The sequence below is a fragment of the Pacificimonas aurantium genome (genome assembly GCF_020092905.1).
Classification (GTDB): Bacteria; Pseudomonadota; Alphaproteobacteria; order Sphingomonadales; family Sphingomonadaceae; genus Pacificimonas; species Pacificimonas aurantium.
Window position 1 is genome coordinate 150484 of the sequence record NZ_JAGSGB010000002.1, and the last position, 22636, is coordinate 173119.

The window sequence follows — 22636 nt, forward strand, 5'->3', positions numbered from 1 at the left end:
CGAAACTGTCAAGCGCGGAGCAAACCGGATGCGAGGGGCTGTCGAGCATGGACGATCAGGTGAAGATGCGCTGGACCGAGTTGGAAGCGGCGGTGGCGGACGCCGCACGCCACCCATTGAAAGAGGTCTTCTCGCGCGAGCCGGACCGGCTGGCGCGTCTGACTCTGGAGGCCTGCGGATTAACCGTCGACCTGTCGAAGACGATCCTCGACGAGGGCGTCGTCGCCGCAGGACTGGCGCTGGCGGACGAGGTGGATTTCGGCGCCTGGCGCGCGAAATTGCTGTCCGGTGCGGTGGTCAATCCGACCGAGGGGCGCGCAGCCACTCATAGCGCAGAGCGGGGCGTCGGATCCGAAGCCGACGTCAAGGCGGCACGCGAAGCCCGCACGGCGATGAAGGCGCTGTACGAGCGGATTGCCGCCGGTGACTTCGGCGCGGTCGGGCGGGTTGTGCATGTCGGCATCGGCGGGTCTTTCCTGGGACCGGCGCTTGTCATCGATGCCCTGCCGGCGAGCGGGCCGGTGCCGGACGTCCGCATCGTCAGCAATATCGACGCAGTGTCGCTGGAGCGGGCCATTGAGGGGGCCGATCCGGCAAAGACGCTGATGATCGTCGTGTCGAAGAGTTTCACCACGCTCGAAACCAGAATGAACGCCGAAAGCGTGCGCGATGCCCTCGGCCTGCCCGCCGAGCGCGTGATCGCCGTAACGGCCAATCCGGACAAGGCTCACGAATTCGGCGTCGCCCCCGGCAATATTCTCGGTTTCGCGGAAACGGTCGGCGGCCGCTATTCGCTGTGGACCGGCGTCGGCCTCGCCGCAGCGCTTTCGGCCGGCTGGGACGCCTTTACCGACCTGCTCGAGGGCGCGGGCGAGATGGATCGTCACTTCGCCGAGGCGGAACTGGCGCAGAACCTCCCCTTCATGGCTGCGCTCGGCGACATCGCCTATGCCAGCATACTCGGTGCAGAAAGCCGGGCGGTCTTTGCCTATGACGAGCGGCTGCGCCTGCTGCCGGATTTCCTGCAGCAGCTGGAGACCGAGTCGAACGGAAAGCAGGTCGACAGAAACGGCCACCGCCTGGCCAGGCCGAGCTCACCCGTGGTCTGGGGCGGAGTGGGAACCGATGCGCAGCACGCGGTCTTCCAGATGCTGCACCAGGGCACCCACCTTGTCCCGGTCGAATTCCTCGCCATTCGCGAACCCGGCCACAGCATGGACCGGGACCATCACCGACAGCTGATTGCCAATTGCATCGCGCAGGGCGCAGCCCTGCTTGCAGGCCGCAGCTTCGAAGAGGCGCAGCGGGAAACGCCCGACGAGCAGATTGCCCGCGCGAAGGTCTTCGACGGCAACCGGCCATCAAGCACCGTCGTGCTGCCGCGGCTGGATGCCCGGACGCTGGGTGCACTGATCGCTTACTACGAGCACCGGACCTTCAGCTTCGGTGCCCTCCTGGAAATCAACAGTTTCGACCAGATGGGCGTCGAACTGGGCAAGAACATCGCCCGTGCCATAGCCTCGGGCGAAACGGCGTCGCTCGACCTTTCGAGCAAGGCGCTGATGGACCGGCTTACCAGCGGATAAGCGGCGGGATGACCAGCCGGCTGAGACCCGCAAGAGCGAATATGGCGGCGAAATACCAGGTGGCGACATAGGCCAGGCTGTCGAACGGGCAGTGGAGCGCGAACAGGAAGGCGCCCATGCTCGCCGAGGCGAGACCGGCGATCCACGCCGAGCGGGCCGGGTTCGTCGGTGCGCTGACACGAAGCCAGGCCAGTGAGGCGATCCAGAGCGGAAGGGTCGCAAGAGCGATCAGCGGCAGGCAGGCGCTAGCCCAGTCGAAGCGCGCCATGTCTTCCAGCGCGCTACCCGGACCCCGGACGAATGCGACGAGAAGCGGTGCAGTCAGCATTGCCAGCGCGAGGGGGATGAGAAGCCGGCTTCCGCGGCGAACCCGCGCGCCTGGCCTGCCGCTCAGCCACAAAAGCCAGATTGCCGGGCAAGCGAGCGTGCCCGTCAGGAGAAGCTTTGCCGCCAGCAATCCTCCGGTCAGGGCAGGGCGGAGGTCGGCGCGTATGCCGATCACCGCGACGATGACCAGAGAGATCAGGGCGGCAAGCCCGAAGAGGCGCACGAACCGGGCGCCCGTTGCCGGCCGCACCGGGTCAGCCTCGGCGACGAGCCGATCGATCAGGTCGTCTCTCATAGCTCTCCGGCCTTCCCCACGCCGCTATCCTCCGGTGCGTCATCGACATAACGGCTAAGGGCTTTCAGCCCGCGATGGACGTTCACCTTGATGAGCGACTGGCTCTGTCCAGTGGCAGCGCTCGCCTCCGCGACGCTCAGCCCCTCGAGTTTCACGAGGCGGATTGCCAGAGCCTGTCCTGGGGGCAAGTGGCGCAGCAGCAGGGTGAGGGCGTGCGCGGCAGCGGGCTCACCGGGCAGGCTGGTGTCGGCCAGTTCATCGGGAAGGGCGGTCGTGGAGAGCCGGGCCCGGGACCGCAGCCAGTCGATCCACTTGTAGCGCGCGATCGTGTTCATCCAGGGTAAGATCGGATAACGCGGGTCATAGCTTGCGCGCTTCTGATGAAGCGCGATCAGAACGTCCTGGATCAGGTCTTCCGCATCCATCGCGTCGGCCCGGCCGCGGAAATAGCGCCGCAAATGCGTATCGGCCGCCTGCAGGAAACGGCGGTAGGCCTCCCGGTCCCCGGCCCGGCCATCGACGAACCAGCGCTCCCAGTCCGAAAGACACCTAGCCATTGCCGCATCCCTCCGGTCAGAGGATTGCATGCCGGGGGAGGCAGAAGGCAAGAACGCGTTTGTCACGCACCGGGGTTCGGCAAGCATCCTATGATGGTTACAAGGGCGGGCAAAAAGACCGCCTGCCGCCTTCCGACAGTTCCGGACCCAAGTCGCATGCGCTCTTCCGCTTCCCTGACCGCCTCGGCCTCGGTCTTCCTGTCCCTTGTCTCCTTTCGGGCGTTCGCCGCCGAGCCCGAGCAGCTTGAGCAACTTGAGCCCGAAGGCGGGGCATGGCTGGCCGAATATAACGGAACCTTCGGTCCCGACGAGAGCAGCCACGGCGGCGAAGTTCTCTATGGTATCGACAACCGCATCGCAGTCGGAGCCGAAGCCGAGTTCGAAAGCGAGGGCGGCGCGCCTTCCTTCGACGAAGCGGAAGGCTTCATACTGCTTACGTTCGATCGCGCCGAAGGCGGCCGAGCCGGTTTCGGCCTGAAGCTCGGCGGCGGTGTGAACCGCGACGGACGCATCTCCGAAGTCGAAGCGCGGTTGATCACAGAGCAGCGCTCGGGCGGGATCTGGTCGCAGGGAAACCTGATACTGCGCCATGTCCGCGGCGCGGCGGAGCGCAGTCCCGAACCGAACGAAGAGCCGGAGGGGAAGGGCACGCTGATCGCCTTTGCCGCGTCCGTCCAGAAAGAGGTGGGCGACGAGCTGTGGCTGGGCCTTGAAGCGTCCGGGGAACCTGCCCATCTGTCGGGCTTCGATCCTGCCGACGGCGAGGGGTTCGATGCCAGCCTGTTCCTAGGCCCCAGCCTGACCGCCGAATTCGAAACCGGCGGCGATGGGGAAGTCGAGGTCGGTATCGCCATGCTGTTCGGCCTGATCGGCGAGGATACGCCGGCCGCCCTGCGCATCTTCGTTCAGACGGAGTTCTGAACGCAGTTGCTGCGCTGCACCCAGATGGGTAAGGCGCCTGACATTTCCCGCTTCGAAGGATCCGCCACCCATGGCGCTACGCAACGTCGCGATCATCGCGCACGTCGATCACGGCAAGACGACGCTTGTCGACGAACTATTCAAACAGTCCGGTACGTTCCGGGAGAACCAGCGCGTCGAAGAACGCGCGATGGACTCGAACGACCTGGAGAAGGAGCGGGGAATCACCATCCTCGCCAAGTGCACCAGCGTCGAATGGAACGGCCTGAGGATCAACATCGTCGATACGCCGGGTCACGCCGACTTCGGCGCTGAGGTCGAGCGCATCCTTTCCATGGTGGACGGCGTCATTCTGCTCGTCGATGCCGCCGAGGGTCCGATGCCGCAGACGAAGTTCGTCACCGGCAAGGCGCTGTCGCTGGGCCTGAAGCCGATCGTGGTGGTCAACAAGATCGACCGCGGCGATGCCCGTCCCGACGAGGTTCTCGACGAAGTCTTCGAGCTGTTCATGGCGCTCGATGCGAGCGACGAACAGCTGGACTTCCCGCACCTGTTTGCCAGTGGCCGCGGCGGCTTCGCCGGCGAGACGGCCGACGTGCGCGAAGGCACGCTGGAGCCGCTGTTCAAGCTAATCCGGGACCATGTGCCGGCACCCGACCTCGATGCGTCGGGCGACTTCACCATGCTCGCGACGCTTCTCGACCGCGACAATTTCCTCGGCCGTATCCTTACCGGACGCGTGGAGAGCGGCACGCTGGAAGTGGGCGCGCCCATCAAGGCGCTCGACGTGTCGGGCAAGCAGGTCGAAGTGGGGCGCGCGACGAAAATCTTCGGCTTTCAGGGCCTGGAGCGGGTCCCGACCGACAAGGCCGCGGCAGGCGACATCATCGCCATTGCCGGCCTGACAACCGCGACCGTTTCCAACACGATCTGCGATCCGGTCGTGACCGAGCCACTGGAAGCGCGGCCGATCGATCCGCCGACCCTCTCCATGACCTTTGCGGTGAACGACAGCCCCTTTGCAGGCCAGGACGGCGACAAGGTGCAGAGCCGCGTCATTCGCGACCGGTTGGAAAAGGAAGCGGAAGGCAATGTCGCAATCCGCATCACCGAATCGAACGAAAAGGACGCGTTCGAAGTCGCGGGCCGCGGCGAACTCCAGCTCGGCGTCCTGATCGAGACGATGCGCCGCGAAGGCTTCGAACTGTCGATCAGCCGTCCGCGCGTGCTGTTCCGTGACGGGGAAAGCGGCCGCGAGGAGCCCTATGAGACGGTCGTGGTCGACGTCGACGACGAGTTTTCGGGCACGGTCGTCGAGAAGATGGCGCTCCGCAAGGCGGAAATGACCGACATGCGCCCGTCGGGCGGCGGCAAGACGCGACTGACCTTCTCAGCGCCTTCGCGCGGACTGATCGGCTATCATGGTGAATTCCTGTCCGACACGCGCGGCACCGGCATCATGAACCGCGTGTTCGAGAAATACGGTCCGCACAAGGGCCAGATCACCGGCCGCCAGAACGGCGTCCTCATTTCCATGGAGCAGGGCCAGGCCGTCCCCTACGCGCTGAACGCGCTGGAGGATCGCGGCATCCTGTTCGTGTCCCCCGGTGACCCGCTCTACCAAGGCATGGTCATCGGCGAGAATGCCAAGCCGCAGGATCTGGAAGTCAATCCGCTGAAGTCGAAGCAGCTGACCAACTTCCGCGCCTCGGGCAAGGATGAGGGCATCCGCCTGACGCCGCCGCGGCGCATGACGCTGGAGCAGGCGATCGCCTATATCCAGGATGACGAGCTGGTGGAGGTGACCCCCAAGGCGATCCGTATCCGCAAACGGTATCTCGATCCGCACGAGCGCAAGAAGGCCGCGCGGAAGGGCGAGGGCGCCTGACGCACGGTTAGCGGCGCGCAGGACGTTTGCGCGCCGCAGCAAAATCGCTACAGTGTTGCCGGATGGCAACGCAGCCCCCTTCGGAGCGATCGGCAGAGGACCTGCAGGGTCCGTCGCAGACGGCGCTTGTCCGGCGCCGCCTGTCGCGACTGTCGGGGCGAGTGTCACACAGCCCAAAGCTGGAACTGGCCGCCGGGTTCCTCGCCTGCGTCTCTGCGGCGGTGGCGATCCTGTCGATCAGCGGCGGTGTCGACACGGGGCCCCTGGGGCCGCTGGGCCGTACGGTCCTGCTGGTCCTCATCATGCTGCCCTTCATGGCGCTCCTGATCCTGCTTGCCCGCCGTGTGGCGGTGCAATGGCTGGACCGCCAGGACGGGCTGATGGGCGCGCGCCTCCACGTGCGGCTCGTAGGGCTTTTCGCCGTGCTGGCCGCGGTGCCGACCCTGCTGACGGTGATCTTCGCATCGCTCCTGTTCCAAACCGGTACGCAGTTCTGGTTTTCCGACAATGCCCAGACGGTTTTGCGCAACGCGGAAACCGTGGCGCAGGCTTATATCGAGGAAAACCGGCAGCGGATCGTCGGCGATATCTTTTCAATGGGTGGAGATCTGTACGCCTATTCGCTGGACCTGGGACCGGAGAGCGAGGCCTTTCGCGAAGGGCTCGACTGGCAGCTGCTCGCCCGAAACCTGACCGAAGCCGTGATTTTCTCCCGGCAGGAGGAGGGTGTTCGCGTCATTGCAAGCTCGGCGGGCGAGGATGCGCTGGGCGAAACGGCCGTCGTCACCTACCGCCTGAACCGCGATGCACTGGAGCGCGCCGCGACCGGAGAGACCGCCGTCCTCACGGGCAGCGAAGACCGGGTCGAAGCCGTCGTACGGCTCGATCCGTCCTCGCCGCTGTTCCTCTACGCCAGCCGTACGGTCGATCCCGGCGCGCTGCAGGCGGCCGAGCGGGCCGCCTCGGCACGTTCGGAATATTCGGCGCTGCTCGGCCGCAGCCGCGACCTGCAATGGCGCTTCAACGCCATCCTGGGCGCGGTGGCGCTGCTCGTTATTACCCTCGCGATCCTGTCCGCGCTGTGGCTCGCCAATCGGCTTACCAAACCGATTGCCGACCTGGCGACTGCGGCGGGCCGGCTGGGTGCGGGCGATCTGGGTGCGCGCGTCGACCTCGACGGTGCGCGCGACGAACTCGCCCTGCTCGCACGCAGCTTCAACCGCATGGCGGGCCAGCTCGAGGTGCAGACCGCCGCGTTGGTCGAAGCGAACGAAGAAGCGGAAGCGCGGCGCGGCTTTATCGAGGCTGTGCTCGACGGCGTTTCGGCAGGCGTTCTTGCCGTCGACGGCAGCGGCCGCATTGATCTTGCATCCTCGGCCGCGGCGGAACTTCTTGCCGCCCCGCCCGAAGAACTGATCGGCCGGCGGCTCGGCGAGGCGGTGCCCGAGTTTGCCGGGCTCGTCGAGGAGGCGGGTCAACGGGGACGCGCGCAGGGCGAGCGGAGCTTCGAGCGCGGCGGCCACGACAAGACCTTCCTGGTCCGCGTCGGACTTGTGCCGGGGGGCGAGCGGCTGGTCATGACGTTCGACGACATTACCCAGCAGATTGCCGACCAGCGGCGTGCCGCCTGGGCCGATGTCGCGCGGCGCATCGCGCACGAAATCAAAAACCCGCTGACGCCCATCCAGCTTTCGGCCGAACGGATCGACCGAAGGTTCGGCAAGCTGCTGGAAGGCGCCGACAGAGACACGCTGGAGAGCCTGACGCAGACCATCGTCCGCCAGGTGGGCGACCTGAGGCGCATGGTGGACGAGTTCTCCTCCTTTGCACGTATGCCGAAGCCCACCTTCCGCGAGGAACCGATCCGCGACCTGGTCAAGCAATCGCTGTTCCTGCAGGAAATCGCGCAGCCCGAAATCTCCTTCTCACTCGATGTCGAAGACGGCCTTCCACCTCTTATCTGCGACCGGCGGCAAATCTCTCAGGCGCTGACCAACCTTCTGAAGAACGCCGTCGAGGCGGTGACCGAGGCGGAAACGGTCAGTGAGCCGGCCATCGCTCTGGCGGTCGCGGCCGATGAATCCGGCCTTCTGATCACCATAACCGATAACGGTCCCGGCATGCCCCGCGATTTGAGAGACCGCATCACCGAACCCTATGTCACGACCCGGGCAGGCGGAACCGGCCTGGGGCTCGCCATCGTCAAGAAGATCGTCGAGGAGCATGCCGGGACGCTCGGCTTCGCAGACCTCGAGGGCGCCGGGACGCGGGTGTTCCTGAGCTTCCCGCCGGGACAACTTGCCGGCGACCCCCGTACCCGCAACCGCCAGCCCAATGAACGAGAGGAGGCCTGATGGCACTGGATATTCTGGTCGTCGACGACGAGAAGGACATACGCGATCTGGTAGCCGGCGTCCTCGAAGATGACGGGTACAGGGTACGCACGGCGGCCAATAGCGATGCCGCGCTGGAAGCACTGAGCGAGCGCAGGCCGTCGCTGCTGATCCTCGACGTCTGGCTGCAAGGATCCCGGCTCGACGGCATCGAACTTCTGGAAGAGGTAAAGCAGCGCACCCCCGACCTGCCCGTCATCATCATTTCCGGGCATGGCAATATCGAGACCGCCGTGGCGGCCATCAAGCGCGGCGCGTTCGACTTCATCGAGAAGCCGTTCCAGACCGACGCACTTCTCAACACGATCGAGCGCGCCACCGAACTGGAGAGGCTGAGGCGGGAAAATGAGCAGCTTCGTGCGCGGACGGGCGATGTCGCCGACCTGATCGGTGCGAGCACGGCGATCACCAATGTCCGCGGCGTCCTAAAACGCGCGGCGCCCACAGGCAGCCGCATCCTGATCGACGGGCCGCCCGGAAGCGGAAAGGAACTCGCCGCGCGTCTGATCCATGGCTGGTCGGACCGGGCAGGGGGCGCGTTCATCACCGTGTCCTCCGCGCGCCTGCACCCCGAACGAGTCGAAGAGGCGCTGTTCGGCATCGAGCAGGGCGATGCGGCGACAAGGGTGGGCATGTTCGAACAAGCGCATGGCGGCACCCTGTTCTTCGACGAGGTCGCCGATATGCCGCTGGAGGCTCAGTCGAAGATCCTGCGGGTGCTAACCGACCAGAGCTTTCGCAGGGTCGGCGGCAACATGCCGGTGCGCGTGGACGTCCGCGTCCTTGCCTCGACCTCGCGCGATCTGAAGCGCGAAATCGAGCAGGGCAGGTTCCGCGAAGACCTCTACTACCGGCTCGCCGTCGTGCCCCTGTCGGTGCCGTCCCTCGACCAGAGGCGCGAAGATATCATTCCCCTGGCCGAGCACTTCCTGGGGCAGCTGGCGGCGGAACGGGCCCTGCCGACGCCCACGCTGGCGAACGACGCCGTCGTTGCCCTGCAATCCTATGACTGGCCGGGAAATGTTCGGCAGCTGAGGAATGCGATGGAGCGTGCGGTCATTTTCTCCTCCAGCGAAGATACCGAGATCACGGCGGACGCTCTGCCGCCGGAAGTCACCGGCACCGATAGCGGCGACACCGGCGCGCCCAGTTCGGCCATCATGGGGGCACCCCTGCGCGAAGCCAGAGAGGCGTTCGAGCGCGAATATCTGAAAGTGCAGATCCGTAGATTTTCCGGCAATATCAGCCGCACGGCCACCTTCATCGGCATGGAGCGCTCGGCCCTGCACCGCAAGCTGAAGGCCCTTCAGCTGACCGAAACCGCGCACGAGGAACGCAAGGATTGAGCATCCACGTGAGAGAATGCGCGACTTTTCCGCTTTCGCCGCGTTAATAGGATATCCCAAGCCCCCATCTGAGAAGGAGCGCACCGACATGGCCGACAAGCCGAACAACCTTCAGGACACGTTTCTTAATGCTGTCCGAAAGGCGAAGGTTCCCGTTACCATGTTCCTGGTTAACGGAGTGAAGTTACAGGGAAATATTTCCTGGTTCGACAATTTTTGCGTGCTGCTGCGCCGGGACGGCCAGTCGCAGCTGGTCTATAAGCATGCCATCTCCACGGTCATGCCCGCAGGGCCCGTACAATTGTTCGATCCGGACGAGGAAGATGGGGACGACTGATCTCGACCCAGCCCGACTTTTCCCTCTCCCGCTCCGATGACGGCCGCGCCTACGGCGCTGCCACGCTGGTCGTCCTGCCCGACCTCAGCCGCAGTTCGAACCCGCGGTCGCCAGAGGCACGCCTGGAAGAGGCGGTCTCGCTGTCTGCGGCGATCGCGCTCGACGTCAGGGCCGCGGAAGTTGTGCGTATCCGCGCGCCGCGTCCAGCCACCCTGTTCGGACAGGGGCAGGTCGAAGCGCTGAAGGCGAGGGCGGCCGAACTCGACGCCGACCTGATCGTGGTCGACGGCACGCTCAGTCCGCTGCAGCAGCGGAATCTGGAGCGCGAGACCGGTATCAAGATCATCGACCGCACCGGCCTGATCCTCGAGATTTTCGGCGAACGCGCCGCAACTCATGAAGGCCGGCTGCAGGTCGAACTGGCGCACCTGGAATATCAGGCGAGTCGCCTGGTCAGGTCCTGGACCCACCTGGAACGGCAGCGGGGCGGCTACGGCTTTCTCGGCGGTCCCGGCGAAACGCAGATCGAAACCGACCGGCGCCTGCTGCGCGACCGCATGGCGCGCCTGCGCAAGGAACTGGCGGACGTTGCGCGTACGCGCACGCTGCACCGCGACCGCAGGCAGAAGGCTCCCTATCCCGTCGTAGCACTGGTGGGCTACACCAATGCGGGCAAGTCGACCCTGTTCAACCGGCTGAGCGGTGCCGACGTCATGGCGAAGGACCTTTTGTTCGCGACCCTCGACCCTACGATGCGGACGGTAGAGATCCCGGGCTTCGACAAGGTCATCATGTCAGACACGGTCGGGTTCATTTCCGACTTGCCGACGCAACTAGTCGCGGCGTTCCGCGCGACGCTGGAAGAAGTGCTGGAAGCGGACCTGATCCTGCATGTCCGGGACATCTCGCACCCCGACAGCGAGGCGCAGGCCGCCGATGTCTATCGCACGCTTGCGGAGATCGGGGTCGACCTGGACGATGGCCCGCCGATCCTGGAGGTCTGGAACAAGATCGACCTGCTGAGTGCCGAGCTGCGGGCCGACCTGCCGGAACGGGAAGGGCATGTCGCGATTTCCGCCGTCACCGGCGCCGGCGTCGAAACGCTGACCGAGACGGTCTCGGCGCGGCTGCAGGGTGACCGGCGTAGCTATAATTTCGACATTCCGGTGACGGACGGCGCGCGGCTTGCGTGGCTGGAAGCCAATGGCGAGATGATCGAGCGAGAGCTGGCCGGCGAAACCATGCATGTCGAAGTGCGGCTGAGTTCGATCGACAAGGGTCGTTTCGACCGGATGACGGCGGACGCCGCCGCCTAGGCAAGCTGAAACGGGGCGAAGGCTAAGACTTCTTCGCCTGTCGCTCCGCGACCTTGGCAGCGACCCACAGGCGTTCAAGCGCCTCGAAATCGAGTTCCGCCAAGGGCCGCGTGCTTGTCGATTCCATATGTTCGAAGCGCGTCTGAAACTTCGAATTTGCCGCTCGCAGAGCGACTTCGGCGTCGACCCCGACATGGCGGATGAAGTTGACGACCGCAAAAAGCAGGTCGCCTGCTTCCTCTTCTCTCTCTTCGGCCGTGCTGGCGGCCTCAAGTTCGGCCATCTCTTCGAGGATTTTCGCCCGGGGCCCCTCGCTGTCGGGCCAGTCGAACCCGGTGCGCGCGGCGCGTTTTTGGAGCTTCTGCGCGCGCATCAGGGCGGGAAGGGCGAGCGCCACTCCGTCGAGCGCCCCGACGTTGCCGCGTTCGCGAGCCTTCATGACTTCCCAGTTTTCAGTCTGGGCGTCGGCTGTGGCGACGTTTTCCTCGCCGAACACGTGAGGATGGCGGGCGATCATCTTGTCGGCAATCCCGGCTGTTACGTCTGCCAGATCGAAGGTGCCGGCTTCCTCCGCCAGGCGTGAATGATAGACGGTCTGTAGCAGCAGATCTCCGAGCTCGCCGCGCAGGTCGTCAATGTCGCCGCGTTCTATCGCGTCCGCGACCTCGTAGGCTTCCTCGATCGTGTAAGGTGCGATGGAGGTGAAGTCCTGGTCGAGATCCCACGGACAGCCGGTTTCGGGGTGGCGTAGGGCTGCCATCACGGCGCGCAGGCGTACCACTTGCGCGGCAAGCCGTTCGTCCGCCTCTGACAAATGGGGATCGCTTGGTCGATTTGCGTCACGATGGGGCATGAAGCTGACCTAGGATGCGGGGGTGCGAATTGTCGAGATGCGAGAACCACCCGTTACGACGATAATACATATTATGTTAAATATACGACCTAGCAGGGAGGCGGGTTGTCCTCTCATGCGTTCCCCCCCAAGGATGCGCGCAAAAGCAACATTTCTGGGAAGGTTCGCCCATGTCAGATCCCGTCATTCCGGTTCCGCCTACAGCCGCCAAGGACACGAATTGCTCCGCAAGCGACTATCGCGACCTCTACAACCACTCGCTCGAAAAATCCGAACGCTTCTGGCTTGACCAAGCGGACCGGCTGGACTGGATCAAACGCCCGACCGTGGCCGGCAACTGGTCGTACGCGCCGAAGGTCGACATCAAGTGGTTCGAGGACGGACAGCTCAACGCCTGCTGGAACTGCGTCGATCGACACGCCGTCGCCACGCCCGACAAGACGGCCCTGATCTTCGAGCCCGACGACCCAGCCAGCGACGGGCGCCGGTTCACCTATGCACAGTTGAAGGATGAAGTCGCCCGCTTCGCCAATGTAATGAAGACGCTCGGCGTCGCGCGCGGCGACCGCGTTACCATCTACATGCCGATGGTCCCCGAAGCGGTCTTCGCCATGCTGGCCTGCGCGCGCATCGGCGCCGTTCACAGCGTCGTCTTCGGCGGCTTCTCTCCGCACGCCCTGCGCGACCGTATCGAGGATTGCGAGAGCGATTTCCTCGTAACCGCCGACATCGGAAAGCGCGGCGGAAAGACCGTGCCCCTGAAGCAGAATGTGGACGCGGCGCTCTCCGAAACGCCGCGCGTGAAGTCGGTGCTTGTCGTCCAGGTCGGCGACGGCTCGGCAGCCATGACCGATGGCCGCGATCACTGGCTGCATGACGTCAGTGCCGGCGTCGACAACGACTGCCCGTGCGCGCCAATGGAGGCCGAAGACCCGCTGTTCATTCTCTATACGTCGGGTTCGACCGGTAAACCGAAGGGCGTGCTCCATACCACCGGCGGCTATCTGCTGTGGACGGCGATGACGTTCGCCTATGGCTTCGACCACCGCGATGACGACCTGTTCTTCTGCACCGCCGATGTGGGCTGGATCACCGGCCACAGCTATGTCGCCTACGGACCGCTCGCAAACGGTGCGACACAGCTGATTTTCGAGGGCGTCCCCAACTATCCCGCAAACGACCGCTTCTGGCAGATCGTCGAGAAGCATGGCGTCACGATCCTTTACACCGCTCCCACGGCGATTCGTGCACTGATGGCTGACGGCGACGCACCGGTGAAAAAACATGACCGCTCGTCGCTCCGGCTGCTCGGCACTGTGGGCGAACCGATCAACCCTGAGGCATGGCGCTGGTACAGCGATACGGTCGGCGAAGGGCGCGTTCCGGTGGTGGATACCTGGTGGCAGACCGAAACAGGCGGCATCATGCTGACCACCCTGCCCGGCGCACATGATATGAAGCCCGGGTGGGCCGGCCTTCCCATGTTCGGGATCGAGCCGCTACTAGTCGACAACGACGGCAAGCCGCTGGAAGGCGCAGCGGAGGGCAATCTGTGCATCCGCCGCAGCTGGCCGGGCCAGGCGCGCACGGTCTACGGCAACCATGCCCGCTTCGAGCAAACCTATTTCTCGACCTACGAAGGGCTCTATTTTTCCGGCGACGGCGCGAAACGCGACGAACACGGCTATTACCGTATCACGGGCCGGGTCGACGACGTGCTGAACGTGTCCGGCCACCGTATGGGCACGGCCGAAATCGAAAGCGCGCTGGTGCTCCATCCGGATGTTGCCGAAGCGGCCGTCGTCGGTTTTCCGCACAGCGTGAAGGGCCAGGGCATCTATTGCTATGTCACGCCGAATGCAGGCGTCGACATCAGCGAGGAGCTGGAGCAGACGCTTCGCCAGCATGTGCGCAGCGAGATCGGCCCGGTCGCGACTCCGGACCATATTCACCTGACGCGCGCCTTGCCCAAGACCCGGTCCGGGAAGATCATGCGGCGCATTTTGAGAAAAATCGCCGAGAATGAGACATCGAGTTTGGGCGATACCTCGACGCTGGCCGACCCCGAGGTGGTCGATGCACTGATCGCAGGCCGCAAGGGAGACTAAGCCCGCTGACGCACTGTCAGCAGTCGGGCTCCATCAGCAGTCCGGCTCCGGTGCGTCGCGGCGTGTGGCGGTGGAGGCGAATTCCTCCGCCGTCAGCCCACCGCTCGCGTCGCAGTCGGAGGCCGTGAACCGGTCGGTCTGCTTCACGCTATATTCTTCGAAGTTGATCAGGCCGTCGCCATCGGCGTCCATGCGCTGGAAACTGCTTCGGCGTGGGCGCAGATATTCCTCCTGCGTGACGAGGCCGTTATCGTCGCGGTCGTTCCGTGCGAACCGGCGCGCTTCACGCTCTTCCGGCGTAACCTCGGGTGCCTTCGGTGCCGGCGGCAGTGGAGCCGGGTCAGCGGCTGGCGGTGGTGGAGCGGGGATTTCCTCGTTCCGCGGCGACCGCATCCAGCCAAGTATGGCCGCCAGCGCCAGCAGGCCGACCACGCCTAGGAGAAGCCAGCGGCGCAGCGCCATCAATGGGCATCCCCTTTCTCGGTGGGAAGGTGGCCGGTGAGAATATGCCGCATCATGGCAAGCTGGCGGCGTGTCGGAGATTTTCGGGCAAGCTGACCTGCGCGCACGGCCGCACCGATCGGGCGGATCGGCTTAGGTACCCTTCCCTGCCCTTCATAACTGGTTTCACTGCCCGTTATCGCGGCAGCGGCGGTAAAAAGAGCGGGCAGCCGCGTCTCTTCGTCGCCCTCTTCCACACGGTCCATATGCGCCTCAGCAAGAGTTCCGAGTGCCGGATAGGCGGAGTCCGGAACGCAAAGGTCGATACGTTCCAGAAGCGGCTCGCCGGAGACGGGCTGTTCGGCCAGCCTGCTAAGCGTGTCGCGCCACCAAGCCAGACGGATCATCGGCACATGCGGCTCCTCGGGCTTCGGCGCGATCTCCAGCAGCCGTCGGTCGTAACGCAGCAGGGCTTCGAGCGCGGGACGGTGCGCCGCCGGTGCGAACGCCAGGGCGAACCGCATGTCGCGAAGCCACTCCCCCTCCTCGCCATCCGCCGCTGGGGCGGGATTAACCATAGTGCCTCACCCTGCGTTTACCCCGTTCGCAAACCATGTTCCTCAAGCCCATGTGAACCCTGTTTGGCTAGTCCTCCGGACCCAGGGGCAATGCTGCCCCGCGCGTTCGGCGATCTCCGAAGGCGTGCTCACTTTGTGGGACGGGCTTTATGGGGCGAAAAATCGGGTTTTGCGAGCGGCTTGCGCGCGACCAGCGCGGCAATGCCCTTACCCTTGTCACGGCCGGGCTGTTCCCAGTGCTCGCGGCGATCGGCGGCGGCGTCGACCTGACGCGCGCCTATATGGCGGAAGCGCGGCTATCGCAGACCTGCGACGCGGCGGCCCTAGCGGGGCGCAAGGTGATGCGCGAGACGGCGAACGATTCCGGCCTCGGGACGACGACCTACGATATCGACCAGGCCGGCTATCAGGAAATCGCGAAGTTCATCTCCTACAATTTTCCCGACGGCACCTTCGACACCGAGCCGGTGCAGATGACCGACGACATCGCCGCGGACGGCGAATTGCAGCTATCGCTGGCCACCGAAGTTCCCACCACCATCGGCCGCATCGTCGGCGTGGACTCGATCCCTATCTCGGTCGACTGTGCGGCGAAGCGGTCCGGCGTGAATGTCGACGTCGTCGTGGTGGCCGACGTCACCGGGTCTATGGGAAACTCGCTCGACAATAGCAGCTGCACGGACGACTGCCGGATCGACGAACTGCGCGGTGCGGTACATTCCTTCCTGGGCGTGATGGACGAACTCCGCGATCAGGTTGCGGTCGGCGGCCAGCGCGTGCGCGTGGGCTTCGTCCCCTATAATACGGTGGTGAATATCGGCCGTGCGCTCCAGGCCGAGGAACTCGCGACGGGATATGATTATATCGATACCGACGCCGTCTATTATGCCGATGGCGAGGACACGAATTACTATGGCGAGAGCTGCTTCTTCTACTGCGAAAGCGGGTGGATCTCGACCGGCACGGAACTGGGCGAAGTCACGCTCGACCTTTCCGAGTTCGTAGACTCGGTCGCGGACAAGGGCTTCAATCCCCTGATGCCGGGGTTCGTCGACGACAACCCCTATGAATGGCGCGGCTGCGTCGAGATGCGCCAGACCGTTACCGACGTGCCGGGCTCCGAAGACTGGGTGCAGGCCGACGCCTACGACATAAACGGCCTGGCGCCGGACGGGGTCAGCGTTCCGGGCTGGCAGCCCTATTTCGTGCTGCCGCGCGGGAGTTCCCGCTACGGTCAGCCGACGAGCTCACAGGTCGATTATACGCTGGCGGCGAACGACATCTGGAACTTTTCCCTGGATGCCATCCGGACCGACCGCGTCCCCTATGTGCGGTCGACCAGCTGGCTGGGCATTCAGACGGGCATCAACGGATCGAACGTTTCCAATTCGAGCTATCAGAACAACCGGCTCGGCTCGCGCGGGCCGAACGAGGGCTGTCCCGATCCGGTCATTCCGCTGGGCGAGTGGACGCAGGCGAACCTGTCCGATCCGGAGGGCGGAGACGGGTATCTCCAGACACTCCAGGTCGGCGGCAACACCTATCACGATGTCGGCATGTACTGGGCGGCCGAGATGCTGTCCGAAGGCAGGCCCTTCGACAATCTGGACAATTTCAACGGCCTCGCCATCAACAAGTATATCGTCTTCATGACGGACGGGACGCTGCAGCCGAGTACGGGCAATTACACGGCCTGGGGCATCGAGGACAAACCCACTTCGCAGAGCAATCACACCCGCACCTCGGGGAATGCCAAGACAGAGCATCGTGAGCGCTTCAAGCTCTTGTGCGGGATCGCGAAGGCGCAGTCGATCGAGATCTACACCATCGCCTTCTCCACCGGCATTGCGAGCGCGGACAAGAAGGCGCTGCGCAGCTGCGCCAGCTCCGACGAACATTACAAGGAAGCCGACGAAGCCGGTGAGCTCGAAGCCGCCTTCACGTCCATCGCGCAGAATATCGGATATCTCCGGGTCTCCCAGTGACGCGCTTTTTCCATAACCTTCGCCGTGACCAGCGCGGGAGCTATGTGGTGGAATGGGCCTTTCTCGCCCTTCCCCTCACGCTGCTGCTGATGAGCTCGATCGAGTTCGGGTTCCAGGCCTATGCCAATGCACGCATGCAAGGGGTGCTGCGGCAGGTGAGCCGCCTGTCGGGGACCGGGCGCATCGTCGGCGACACGAGCAGCTGCGCCGTTCCCGATTCCTGCACCGACGCGGAGGTAAAGGAAGCGATGCGGGCCTTCGTCGCGCGCGAGCTCGACGACCTGATGGACGTCGAGGTGGCGATCGACGTGCGCAGCTATTCCGAATTCGCCGATGTCGGGGATCCGGAACTGATCGAGCGCGCCGAGGAGAATGTCGACGTGACCGGGCCGCCGGCAAATGGCGACTGCTGGATCGAAGTGAACAACAACGATAGCTGGGATGCCGATATCGGCCTGACGGGCACCGGCAATTCGGAGGACGTGGTCCTGTTCGAGCTGCAAGTCAGCTATGACCGGATCTTCGCCCTGACGGGCAGCCTGACCGGGTCCGAAAAGGCGGTGCTGAGTTCGAACACGACCATTCGCAACGAGCCCTATGGGACGGTCGCGACCATTCCCAAGAAGCGCATCTGTCTCGACCCCTATACGGGCGCGATGACGATCACGCAGATCGACTGATGCGGCGGAAGCGCCTCTTCCGGCACTTGAAGCGGCTGGCCGGCGACCGGTCGGGCGTCGCGTTCATGGAATTCGCTCTCGCCACGCCCGTGTTGATGATGACCACCCTGGGCGGGTTCGAACTCGTCCGGCTGGCGCTGATCAATCAGCAGCTGAGCAGCGTTGCCGTGCTGACCGCCGACCTCGCGGCGCGTTACAAGGACGGAATCAGCGAGGCGGACGTCAACTCGTTGTTCCTGGGATCTCGCCTGTCGCTGAGCATCGACGATTTCAACAGCAACGGGCGCATCATCCTGAGCTCGATAACCGAAAACGAGGATGTCGACGAGGACGGCAATCCGGTTCCCGACGGCCAGTGGATCCGCTGGCAGCGCTGCGTCGGAAACGGCGACTTCGAAAGCGCTTATGGCGAGCAGGGCGCCGGGCAGTATGACGATGAGGTGCCCGACATCGACGGGTTCACCGCCATCGACCCGAACACCGTCATGATCGCCGAAGTCTATTACGACTACGCGCCTTCAACGCCGGCGGGACGCATTCTGCAGCCCATCGCCGCCGTCTACGAGGAGCGAACGCTGCACTACAATGCGGCGTTCATCGCCCGCGAACTCGAGCTGAACACCGTTTCGAACGTGGGCACCCCCAGCCTTTGCGACTGAGGCGCGACTAGCGGAAGGGTCGCGGTGCCGCCCTTCCCGTCGCCGCGCCCAGGTTCAGCGCGTCAGCTTGCGGTAGGTCATCCGGTGAGGCCGATCCGCAGCGTCGCCGAGCCGCCGGCGTTTGTCTTCCTCATAGGCCTCGAAGTTGCCTTCGAACCATTCGACATGGCTGTCGCCTTCGAAGGCCAGGATGTGAGTGGCGAGGCGGTCAAGGAAGAAGCGGTCGTGCGAGATAACCACGGCGCAGCCGGCGAAATTCTCGAGCGCGACCTCGAGCGCGCGCAGCGTCTCGACGTCGAGATCGTTCGTGGGTTCGTCGAGAAGAAGGACGTTGCCGCCCTTCCGCAGCATCTTGGCGATGTGCACACGGTTGCGTTCGCCGCCCGAAAGCTGCCCCACCTTCTTCTGCTGGTCGGGCCCCTTGAAGTTGAACGCGCCGACATAGGCCCGGCTGGAGATCTTCTCCTTCCCGAACTCGAAATAGTCCATGCCGTCGGAAATCTCTTCCCAGACATTCTTGTTGGCATCGAGCTCGTCGCGGCTCTGATCGACATAGCCGAGATGCACGGTGTCGCCGATCTCGATCTTGCCGGAGTCGGGCTGCTCCTGACCGGTGATCATCTTGAACAGGGTAGACTTACCGGCGCCGTTCGGACCGATCACACCGACGATGCCGCCGCGCGGCAGGATGAAATCGAGGTCCTCGAACAGCAGCTTGTCGCCGAACGCCTTTGACAGGCCGTGCGCCTCGATGACCTTGCCGCCGAGACGTTCGGGGTTCTGAATGAGGATTTCCGCCTGGCCGACTTTACGGTTTTCCTGGCTTTCGACGAGATCGTCGAAGGCCTGGATACGAGCCTTGGACTTGGTCTGGCGTCCCTTGGCGGATTTGCGAATCCACTCGAGTTCTTCCTTGATGGCCTTCTGCTTGCCCTCGTCCTCGCGCTGTTCCTGCTCGAGACGCTTCGCCTTTTTCTCCAGATAGCCGGAATAGTTCGATTCGTAGGTGTAGTAGCGCCCACGGTCGAGCTCGAGCACCCAGTTGACGACGTTATCCAGGAAGTAGCGGTCGTGGGTCACGAGGATGACGTTGCCGCTATAGTCGACGAGATGCTTTTCGAGCCAGGATACGCTTTCCGCGTCGAGGTGGTTGGTGGGCTCGTCGAGCAGGAGAATATCGGGCTTCGACAACAGAAGGCGGCACAGAGCGACCCGGCGCTTCTCGCCGCCGGACAACCTCTCGACACCGGAGTCGCCGGGCGGGCAGCGCAGTGCATCCATGGCGATTTCAAGGGTCGTATCGAGATTCCAGCCGTCGACCGCGTCGATCTGCTCCTGCAATTCGCCCATTTCGGACATCAGCGCATCGAAGTCGGCGTCTTCCGGAGGATCGCCCATTAGAGCGGTGATCTCATTGAACCTGTCGATCTTGCCGGCGATTTCGCCGACTCCCTCCATGACGTTTTCCTTCACCGTCTTGGAGGAATCGAGCTCGGGCTCCTGCTCAAGATAGCCGACGGTGATATTCTCGCCGGCCCAGGCTTCACCCTGAAAGTCGGTATCGCGGCCGGCCATGATCTTCATCAGGGTCGACTTGCCGGTGCCGTTCGGACCGACGATGGCGATTTTCGCCCCCGGGTAGAATTGCAGGGTCAGATTCGAAAGAACGGGCTTGGACTGACCGGGATAGGTCTTGGTCAGTTCCTTCATGACGAAGGAATATTGGCCGGCTGTCATGCGTAAAGCTCTCCGGTAGGCGGGAATAGGCAGGGCGGATGCGCCCGTCGCGGGCAGCAGTCTAGCCTGCGACTTAGGGCGCAGGCGGTGCAGGTTCAACGGCGCTGTTCGCGTGCGCGCGGAGCGGTGGGGTCGGCTGCGGGCAGGATATCCCCGTATGTCGCGGATTCAGCCGCCTGTGAATGAATCTTGCATGAACAAAACGGGCTGCTAAAGGTTGGCGACGCGAGGGGGAACGCGACAGGGTATCCCCTTGGCGATGTCAATGTGCCGAGGGAGGCATTTATTGGTGAGACCGGAGGTGCGCAGGCCCATAGCCACGCATGAAACAGGGACGCTTCACCAATCTTTCAAAAATCCCAAAGTTTTCCACCATCTTCCGCCCGGAATAATCTGAATCAAAACCGGGCATGATCACGAAGGAGAGTAAAATGAAAAAGATCGCATTCGCCGTTGCCGCTGCTGGCGCCATCGCCCTGACCGCTTGCGGCCCGCAGGAAGCTGCCGAGGAAGTGCAGGAGCAGGAACTGGAGTCGCAGGAAGACATCCTCGAGGAAGAAGCTGACATGGCCGACGAACTGGGCATGGAAGCCGAGGAAGAAATGCTCGACGAGCAGGCAGACGAGATGGGCGAGATGGCTGACGAAGTCGGCGATGACGCCAATCTGATGGAAGAAGGCGACATGGAAGTCGAGGAGCCGGTCGAAGACGAGATGTAATCTCGCTTCCCGGTTCGATTTCGAGCCTGATTTGGGGGCGTAGCCGGTGGCTGCGCCCCCTTTTCTTTGGTCCTGCCTTTTCGCGAGGACCAGGGTCGCCGTGACGGGTTGGTGCCCTTCCGGACGTTCGTACCGGCGCCGTGTCTCTCATTCTGAGCGGATCCGGTGTTCCGACGTCAACGAGCCGCCACGCCCATCCCCACCTCCTGCCGAATGATCAGTTGCTATTGCGAGTTCGTCGCATTAGCACTGGTTCGCAGGAGGAGCCTATGAACAGATTCGAACAAAGCGGACTCGCAATCGTCATGGCCATGCGAAGCTGGGTCGCCGCCCGCGAAGCTGGCCTGCCGCCGGTAGCCGTCATTGCGGACCGCCTCGCCTCGATGGACCTTTCGCCGGAAATTCCGGTAGTCCTCGACAGCTATTTCGGCCTGATCGAAGCGCGGCTCGGTCGTCCTCTAGAGCCCGAATGCTGCTGCAGTACCGACTTGTCGCCGGACGAGCGCGCCGCACTCTCGCTGCTGCGCCACGCGGCCGGGCAGTCCCCTTCTCCGGTCACCACGAGCGCTGCGGTTCCTCACGGTCTTCCGGCGGCGCTGCACTGGGCCGCACGAAGCCTCAACGCCCTGTTCGACTGGGAATGGCCGGAGACGACGCCGATTTCCCGCGACACAGATCAGCACTGCCCGTTCGACACCGGCGTTCGGTCAAACAGCCTGAACGTACAGGCCGGTGGTCATGGCCGCTAGTCTCGCTGCCCTGTCGAGCACTCCCGACATCCGCACCCTTCCCTGCTGGCAGCATCGCCTGGTCACGGCGTTTCGCTGCGGCGTGATGGCAAGCCGGGGACGACGCGATGCCGCGGACCGCATCAAGCTCCTGCTGGGAAGCCGCGAAGATCAGAACGCAATCCGCGCGTTCCGCGCCCTGGTCGACCAACTCGGCCAGGCGTGGCCGGAACCCTTCACGGTCAACCCACCCTGCCAGCCTCTCCTCAGCTATGATGAAATGCTGATGCTCGACCTGGCAAGTGCAGGAGCATCCGGCGACAGTGATACGTTCGACTTCCTCCTACGCGAGATGGTTTCACCCATGCAGCGCCGGTCGTTGTGGGCCGCGATCCGGAGGTTGATACGCACGATGAGCCTGTGAGTGAGCCGAGCCTGGTCGCAGGGAAACCGACGAGCGGGAGCGAACATGCCGCAATCGCCCCAATACAGCCGAGGTTCAGTTGGACTGACTAAAGAAGCACCTACATGAGCGCTTCGCTCACTATTCAGGATGCTGGAGATTTTTGCATATGTCGTTCAACGCGCACCCCCTGCTGGCCACTGTCGCAGGTGCACTTCTCGCTGCGTTGCCGACCCAGGCAATCGCTGCCGAGCCATGCGAAGGGACGCCCGGGACCGGCAAGGCGAAGCTTGAGATCATCGCCACAGATCTGAAAAATGCCGAGGGCGAAGTCGCCTTCACCGTTTATCCCGACGACCGCTCGCGCTTCCTTGCCGGCGGCGGGAAGCTGGCCCGGGTGCGCACGAAGACGATCGAGCCGCTGACGACCGCCTGCTTCTGGCTTCCGGTCGGGAGCTATGCGGTCGCGACCTATCATGACGAGAATGCCGATCACGACTTCAACCGAACGCTTTTCTCCATCAAGGAGGGCTTCGGCTTCTCCAACGATGCGCCGACGACCCTTGGTCTGCCCTCGCTCAAATCGGCACGGTTCGAGCTCCCTGCTTCGGGGAAAACCATCATGATCAAAACACGTTACCAGCGTTAGCGGTTCTTCCCCGCTCGCGAACTTCCGTGTCTCGCCTTAACGTTTGTCACTATCCGGTCACGCCAATGACATTGACGTGACATGTCCCGGTCACCAGATTGTCGCATTCGATCCGGTGGCAAAGGTAACG

20 protein-coding genes and 1 pseudogene are annotated in these 22636 nt (G+C 63.9%); 15 read left to right on the plus strand and 6 right to left on the minus strand.

The genetic code is table 11. From position 1 onward, the window contains the following. Positions 1-47: 47 nt before the first annotated feature. Complete coding sequence (gene pgi / locus KCN53_RS07580; RefSeq protein ID WP_224199505.1) at positions 48-1586, plus strand: glucose-6-phosphate isomerase; 1539 nt, start codon at positions 48-50, stop codon at positions 1584-1586. Here the strand turns inward: pgi and KCN53_RS07585 are convergent. Together KCN53_RS07585 and KCN53_RS07590 are read right to left on the minus strand one after the other, a co-directional pair. Beyond that, positions 1573-2208, minus strand: a complete 636-nt coding sequence (locus KCN53_RS07585) for an NrsF family protein (RefSeq protein ID WP_088712916.1) — start codon at positions 2206-2208, stop codon at positions 1573-1575. The genes pgi and KCN53_RS07585 overlap by 14 nt on opposite strands. Beyond that, complete coding sequence (locus tag KCN53_RS07590; RefSeq protein ID WP_088712915.1) at positions 2205-2765, minus strand: sigma-70 family RNA polymerase sigma factor; 561 nt, start codon at positions 2763-2765, stop codon at positions 2205-2207. The genes KCN53_RS07585 and KCN53_RS07590 overlap by 4 nt, the downstream gene beginning before the upstream one ends. Positions 2766-2921: 156 nt before the next feature. On the opposite strand from KCN53_RS07590, the gene KCN53_RS07595 reads away from it, so the two are divergent. The 6 genes and pseudogenes from KCN53_RS07595 to hflX all read left to right on the plus strand — a co-directional run bounded on the left by KCN53_RS07595 (position 2922) and on the right by hflX (position 10966). After that, on the plus strand, positions 2922-3686 hold the full coding sequence (locus KCN53_RS07595) for a hypothetical protein (RefSeq protein WP_088712914.1): 765 nt from the start codon (positions 2922-2924) through the stop codon (positions 3684-3686). A gap of 70 nt (positions 3687-3756) precedes the next feature. Then, entirely contained in the window at positions 3757-5574 is a 1818-nt protein-coding gene (typA, locus tag KCN53_RS07600) for a translational GTPase TypA (RefSeq protein ID WP_088712913.1), read from the plus strand. Between the two features lie 62 nt (positions 5575-5636). Further along, positions 5637-7928, plus strand: a complete 2292-nt coding sequence (locus tag KCN53_RS07605) for a sensor histidine kinase NtrY-like (protein ID WP_088712912.1) — start codon at positions 5637-5639, stop codon at positions 7926-7928. Further along, positions 7928-9313 carry a nitrogen assimilation response regulator NtrX gene (gene ntrX, locus KCN53_RS07610; RefSeq protein ID WP_088712911.1) on the plus strand — a complete coding sequence of 462 codons (1386 nt, stop codon included), beginning with the start codon at positions 7928-7930 and terminating at the stop codon, positions 9311-9313. The genes KCN53_RS07605 and ntrX overlap by 1 nt, the downstream gene beginning before the upstream one ends. Positions 9314-9401: 88 nt before the next feature. After that, positions 9402-9623, plus strand: a pseudogene (gene hfq, locus KCN53_RS07615) (RNA chaperone Hfq); the annotation flags it as partial. A gap of 26 nt (positions 9624-9649) precedes the next feature. Beyond that, complete coding sequence (gene hflX / locus KCN53_RS07620; RefSeq protein WP_088712909.1) at positions 9650-10966, plus strand: GTPase HflX; 1317 nt, start codon at positions 9650-9652, stop codon at positions 10964-10966. Positions 10967-10988: 22 nt separating this feature from the next. Here the strand turns inward: hflX and mazG are convergent, their stop codons facing one another. Further along, positions 10989-11780, minus strand: coding sequence for a nucleoside triphosphate pyrophosphohydrolase (gene mazG, locus KCN53_RS07625; protein ID WP_224199507.1), 792 nt, complete (start codon positions 11778-11780; stop codon positions 10989-10991). 209 nt (positions 11781-11989) lie between these two features. Between mazG and acs the strand changes: the two genes are divergently transcribed. Beyond that, a complete protein-coding gene (gene acs, locus KCN53_RS07630) occupies positions 11990-13927 on the plus strand; it encodes an acetate--CoA ligase (protein WP_088712907.1) in 1938 nt (645 codons plus the stop codon). A 33-nt stretch (positions 13928-13960) separates the two neighbouring features. On the opposite strand, the gene KCN53_RS07635 is transcribed toward acs, so the two are convergent. Both KCN53_RS07635 and KCN53_RS07640 read right to left on the minus strand, forming a co-directional pair. Further along, positions 13961-14389 carry an EF-hand domain-containing protein gene (locus tag KCN53_RS07635; protein ID WP_088712906.1) on the minus strand — a complete coding sequence of 143 codons (429 nt, stop codon included), beginning with the start codon at positions 14387-14389 and terminating at the stop codon, positions 13961-13963. After that, entirely contained in the window at positions 14389-14946 is a 558-nt protein-coding gene (locus KCN53_RS07640) for an isoprenoid biosynthesis enzyme family protein (protein ID WP_088712905.1), read from the minus strand. The genes KCN53_RS07635 and KCN53_RS07640 overlap by 1 nt, the downstream gene beginning before the upstream one ends. Positions 14947-15095: 149 nt before the next feature. Here KCN53_RS07640 and KCN53_RS07645 point away from each other — a divergent pair, with 149 nt between their 5' ends. The 3 genes from KCN53_RS07645 to KCN53_RS07655 are packed head-to-tail and all read left to right on the plus strand — an operon-like array spanning position 15096 to position 18270. Next, entirely contained in the window at positions 15096-16931 is a 1836-nt protein-coding gene (locus tag KCN53_RS07645) for a TadE/TadG family type IV pilus assembly protein (protein ID WP_088712904.1), read from the plus strand. Then, the gene (locus KCN53_RS07650; RefSeq protein WP_088712903.1) at positions 16928-17611 is read left to right on the plus strand and encodes a TadE/TadG family type IV pilus assembly protein; all 684 of its coding nucleotides are present in this window, start codon (positions 16928-16930) and stop codon (positions 17609-17611) included. Before KCN53_RS07645 ends, KCN53_RS07650 begins: the two co-directional genes overlap by 4 nt. After that, on the plus strand, positions 17611-18270 hold the full coding sequence (locus KCN53_RS07655) for a TadE/TadG family type IV pilus assembly protein (protein ID WP_088712902.1): 660 nt from the start codon (positions 17611-17613) through the stop codon (positions 18268-18270). The genes KCN53_RS07650 and KCN53_RS07655 overlap by 1 nt, the downstream gene beginning before the upstream one ends. A gap of 54 nt (positions 18271-18324) precedes the next feature. Here KCN53_RS07655 and ettA read toward each other — a convergent pair whose 3' ends face one another. Next, a complete protein-coding gene (gene ettA / locus KCN53_RS07660; RefSeq protein ID WP_088712901.1) occupies positions 18325-20007 on the minus strand; it encodes an energy-dependent translational throttle protein EttA in 1683 nt (560 codons plus the stop codon). Between the two features lie 431 nt (positions 20008-20438). Here ettA and KCN53_RS07665 point away from each other — a divergent pair, with 431 nt between their 5' ends. From KCN53_RS07665 to KCN53_RS07680, 4 genes are all read left to right on the plus strand, one after another. Then, positions 20439-20726, plus strand: coding sequence for a hypothetical protein (locus KCN53_RS07665; RefSeq protein ID WP_088712900.1), 288 nt, complete (start codon positions 20439-20441; stop codon positions 20724-20726). A 269-nt stretch (positions 20727-20995) separates the two neighbouring features. Continuing rightward, complete coding sequence (locus KCN53_RS07670) at positions 20996-21475, plus strand: hypothetical protein (RefSeq protein ID WP_088712899.1); 480 nt, start codon at positions 20996-20998, stop codon at positions 21473-21475. Then, on the plus strand, positions 21465-21878 hold the full coding sequence (locus KCN53_RS07675) for a hypothetical protein (RefSeq protein WP_088712898.1): 414 nt from the start codon (positions 21465-21467) through the stop codon (positions 21876-21878). Before KCN53_RS07670 ends, KCN53_RS07675 begins: the two co-directional genes overlap by 11 nt. A gap of 148 nt (positions 21879-22026) precedes the next feature. Further along, complete coding sequence (locus tag KCN53_RS07680) at positions 22027-22506, plus strand: DUF2141 domain-containing protein (RefSeq protein WP_088712897.1); 480 nt, start codon at positions 22027-22029, stop codon at positions 22504-22506. Positions 22507-22636: the final 130 nt, after the last annotated feature.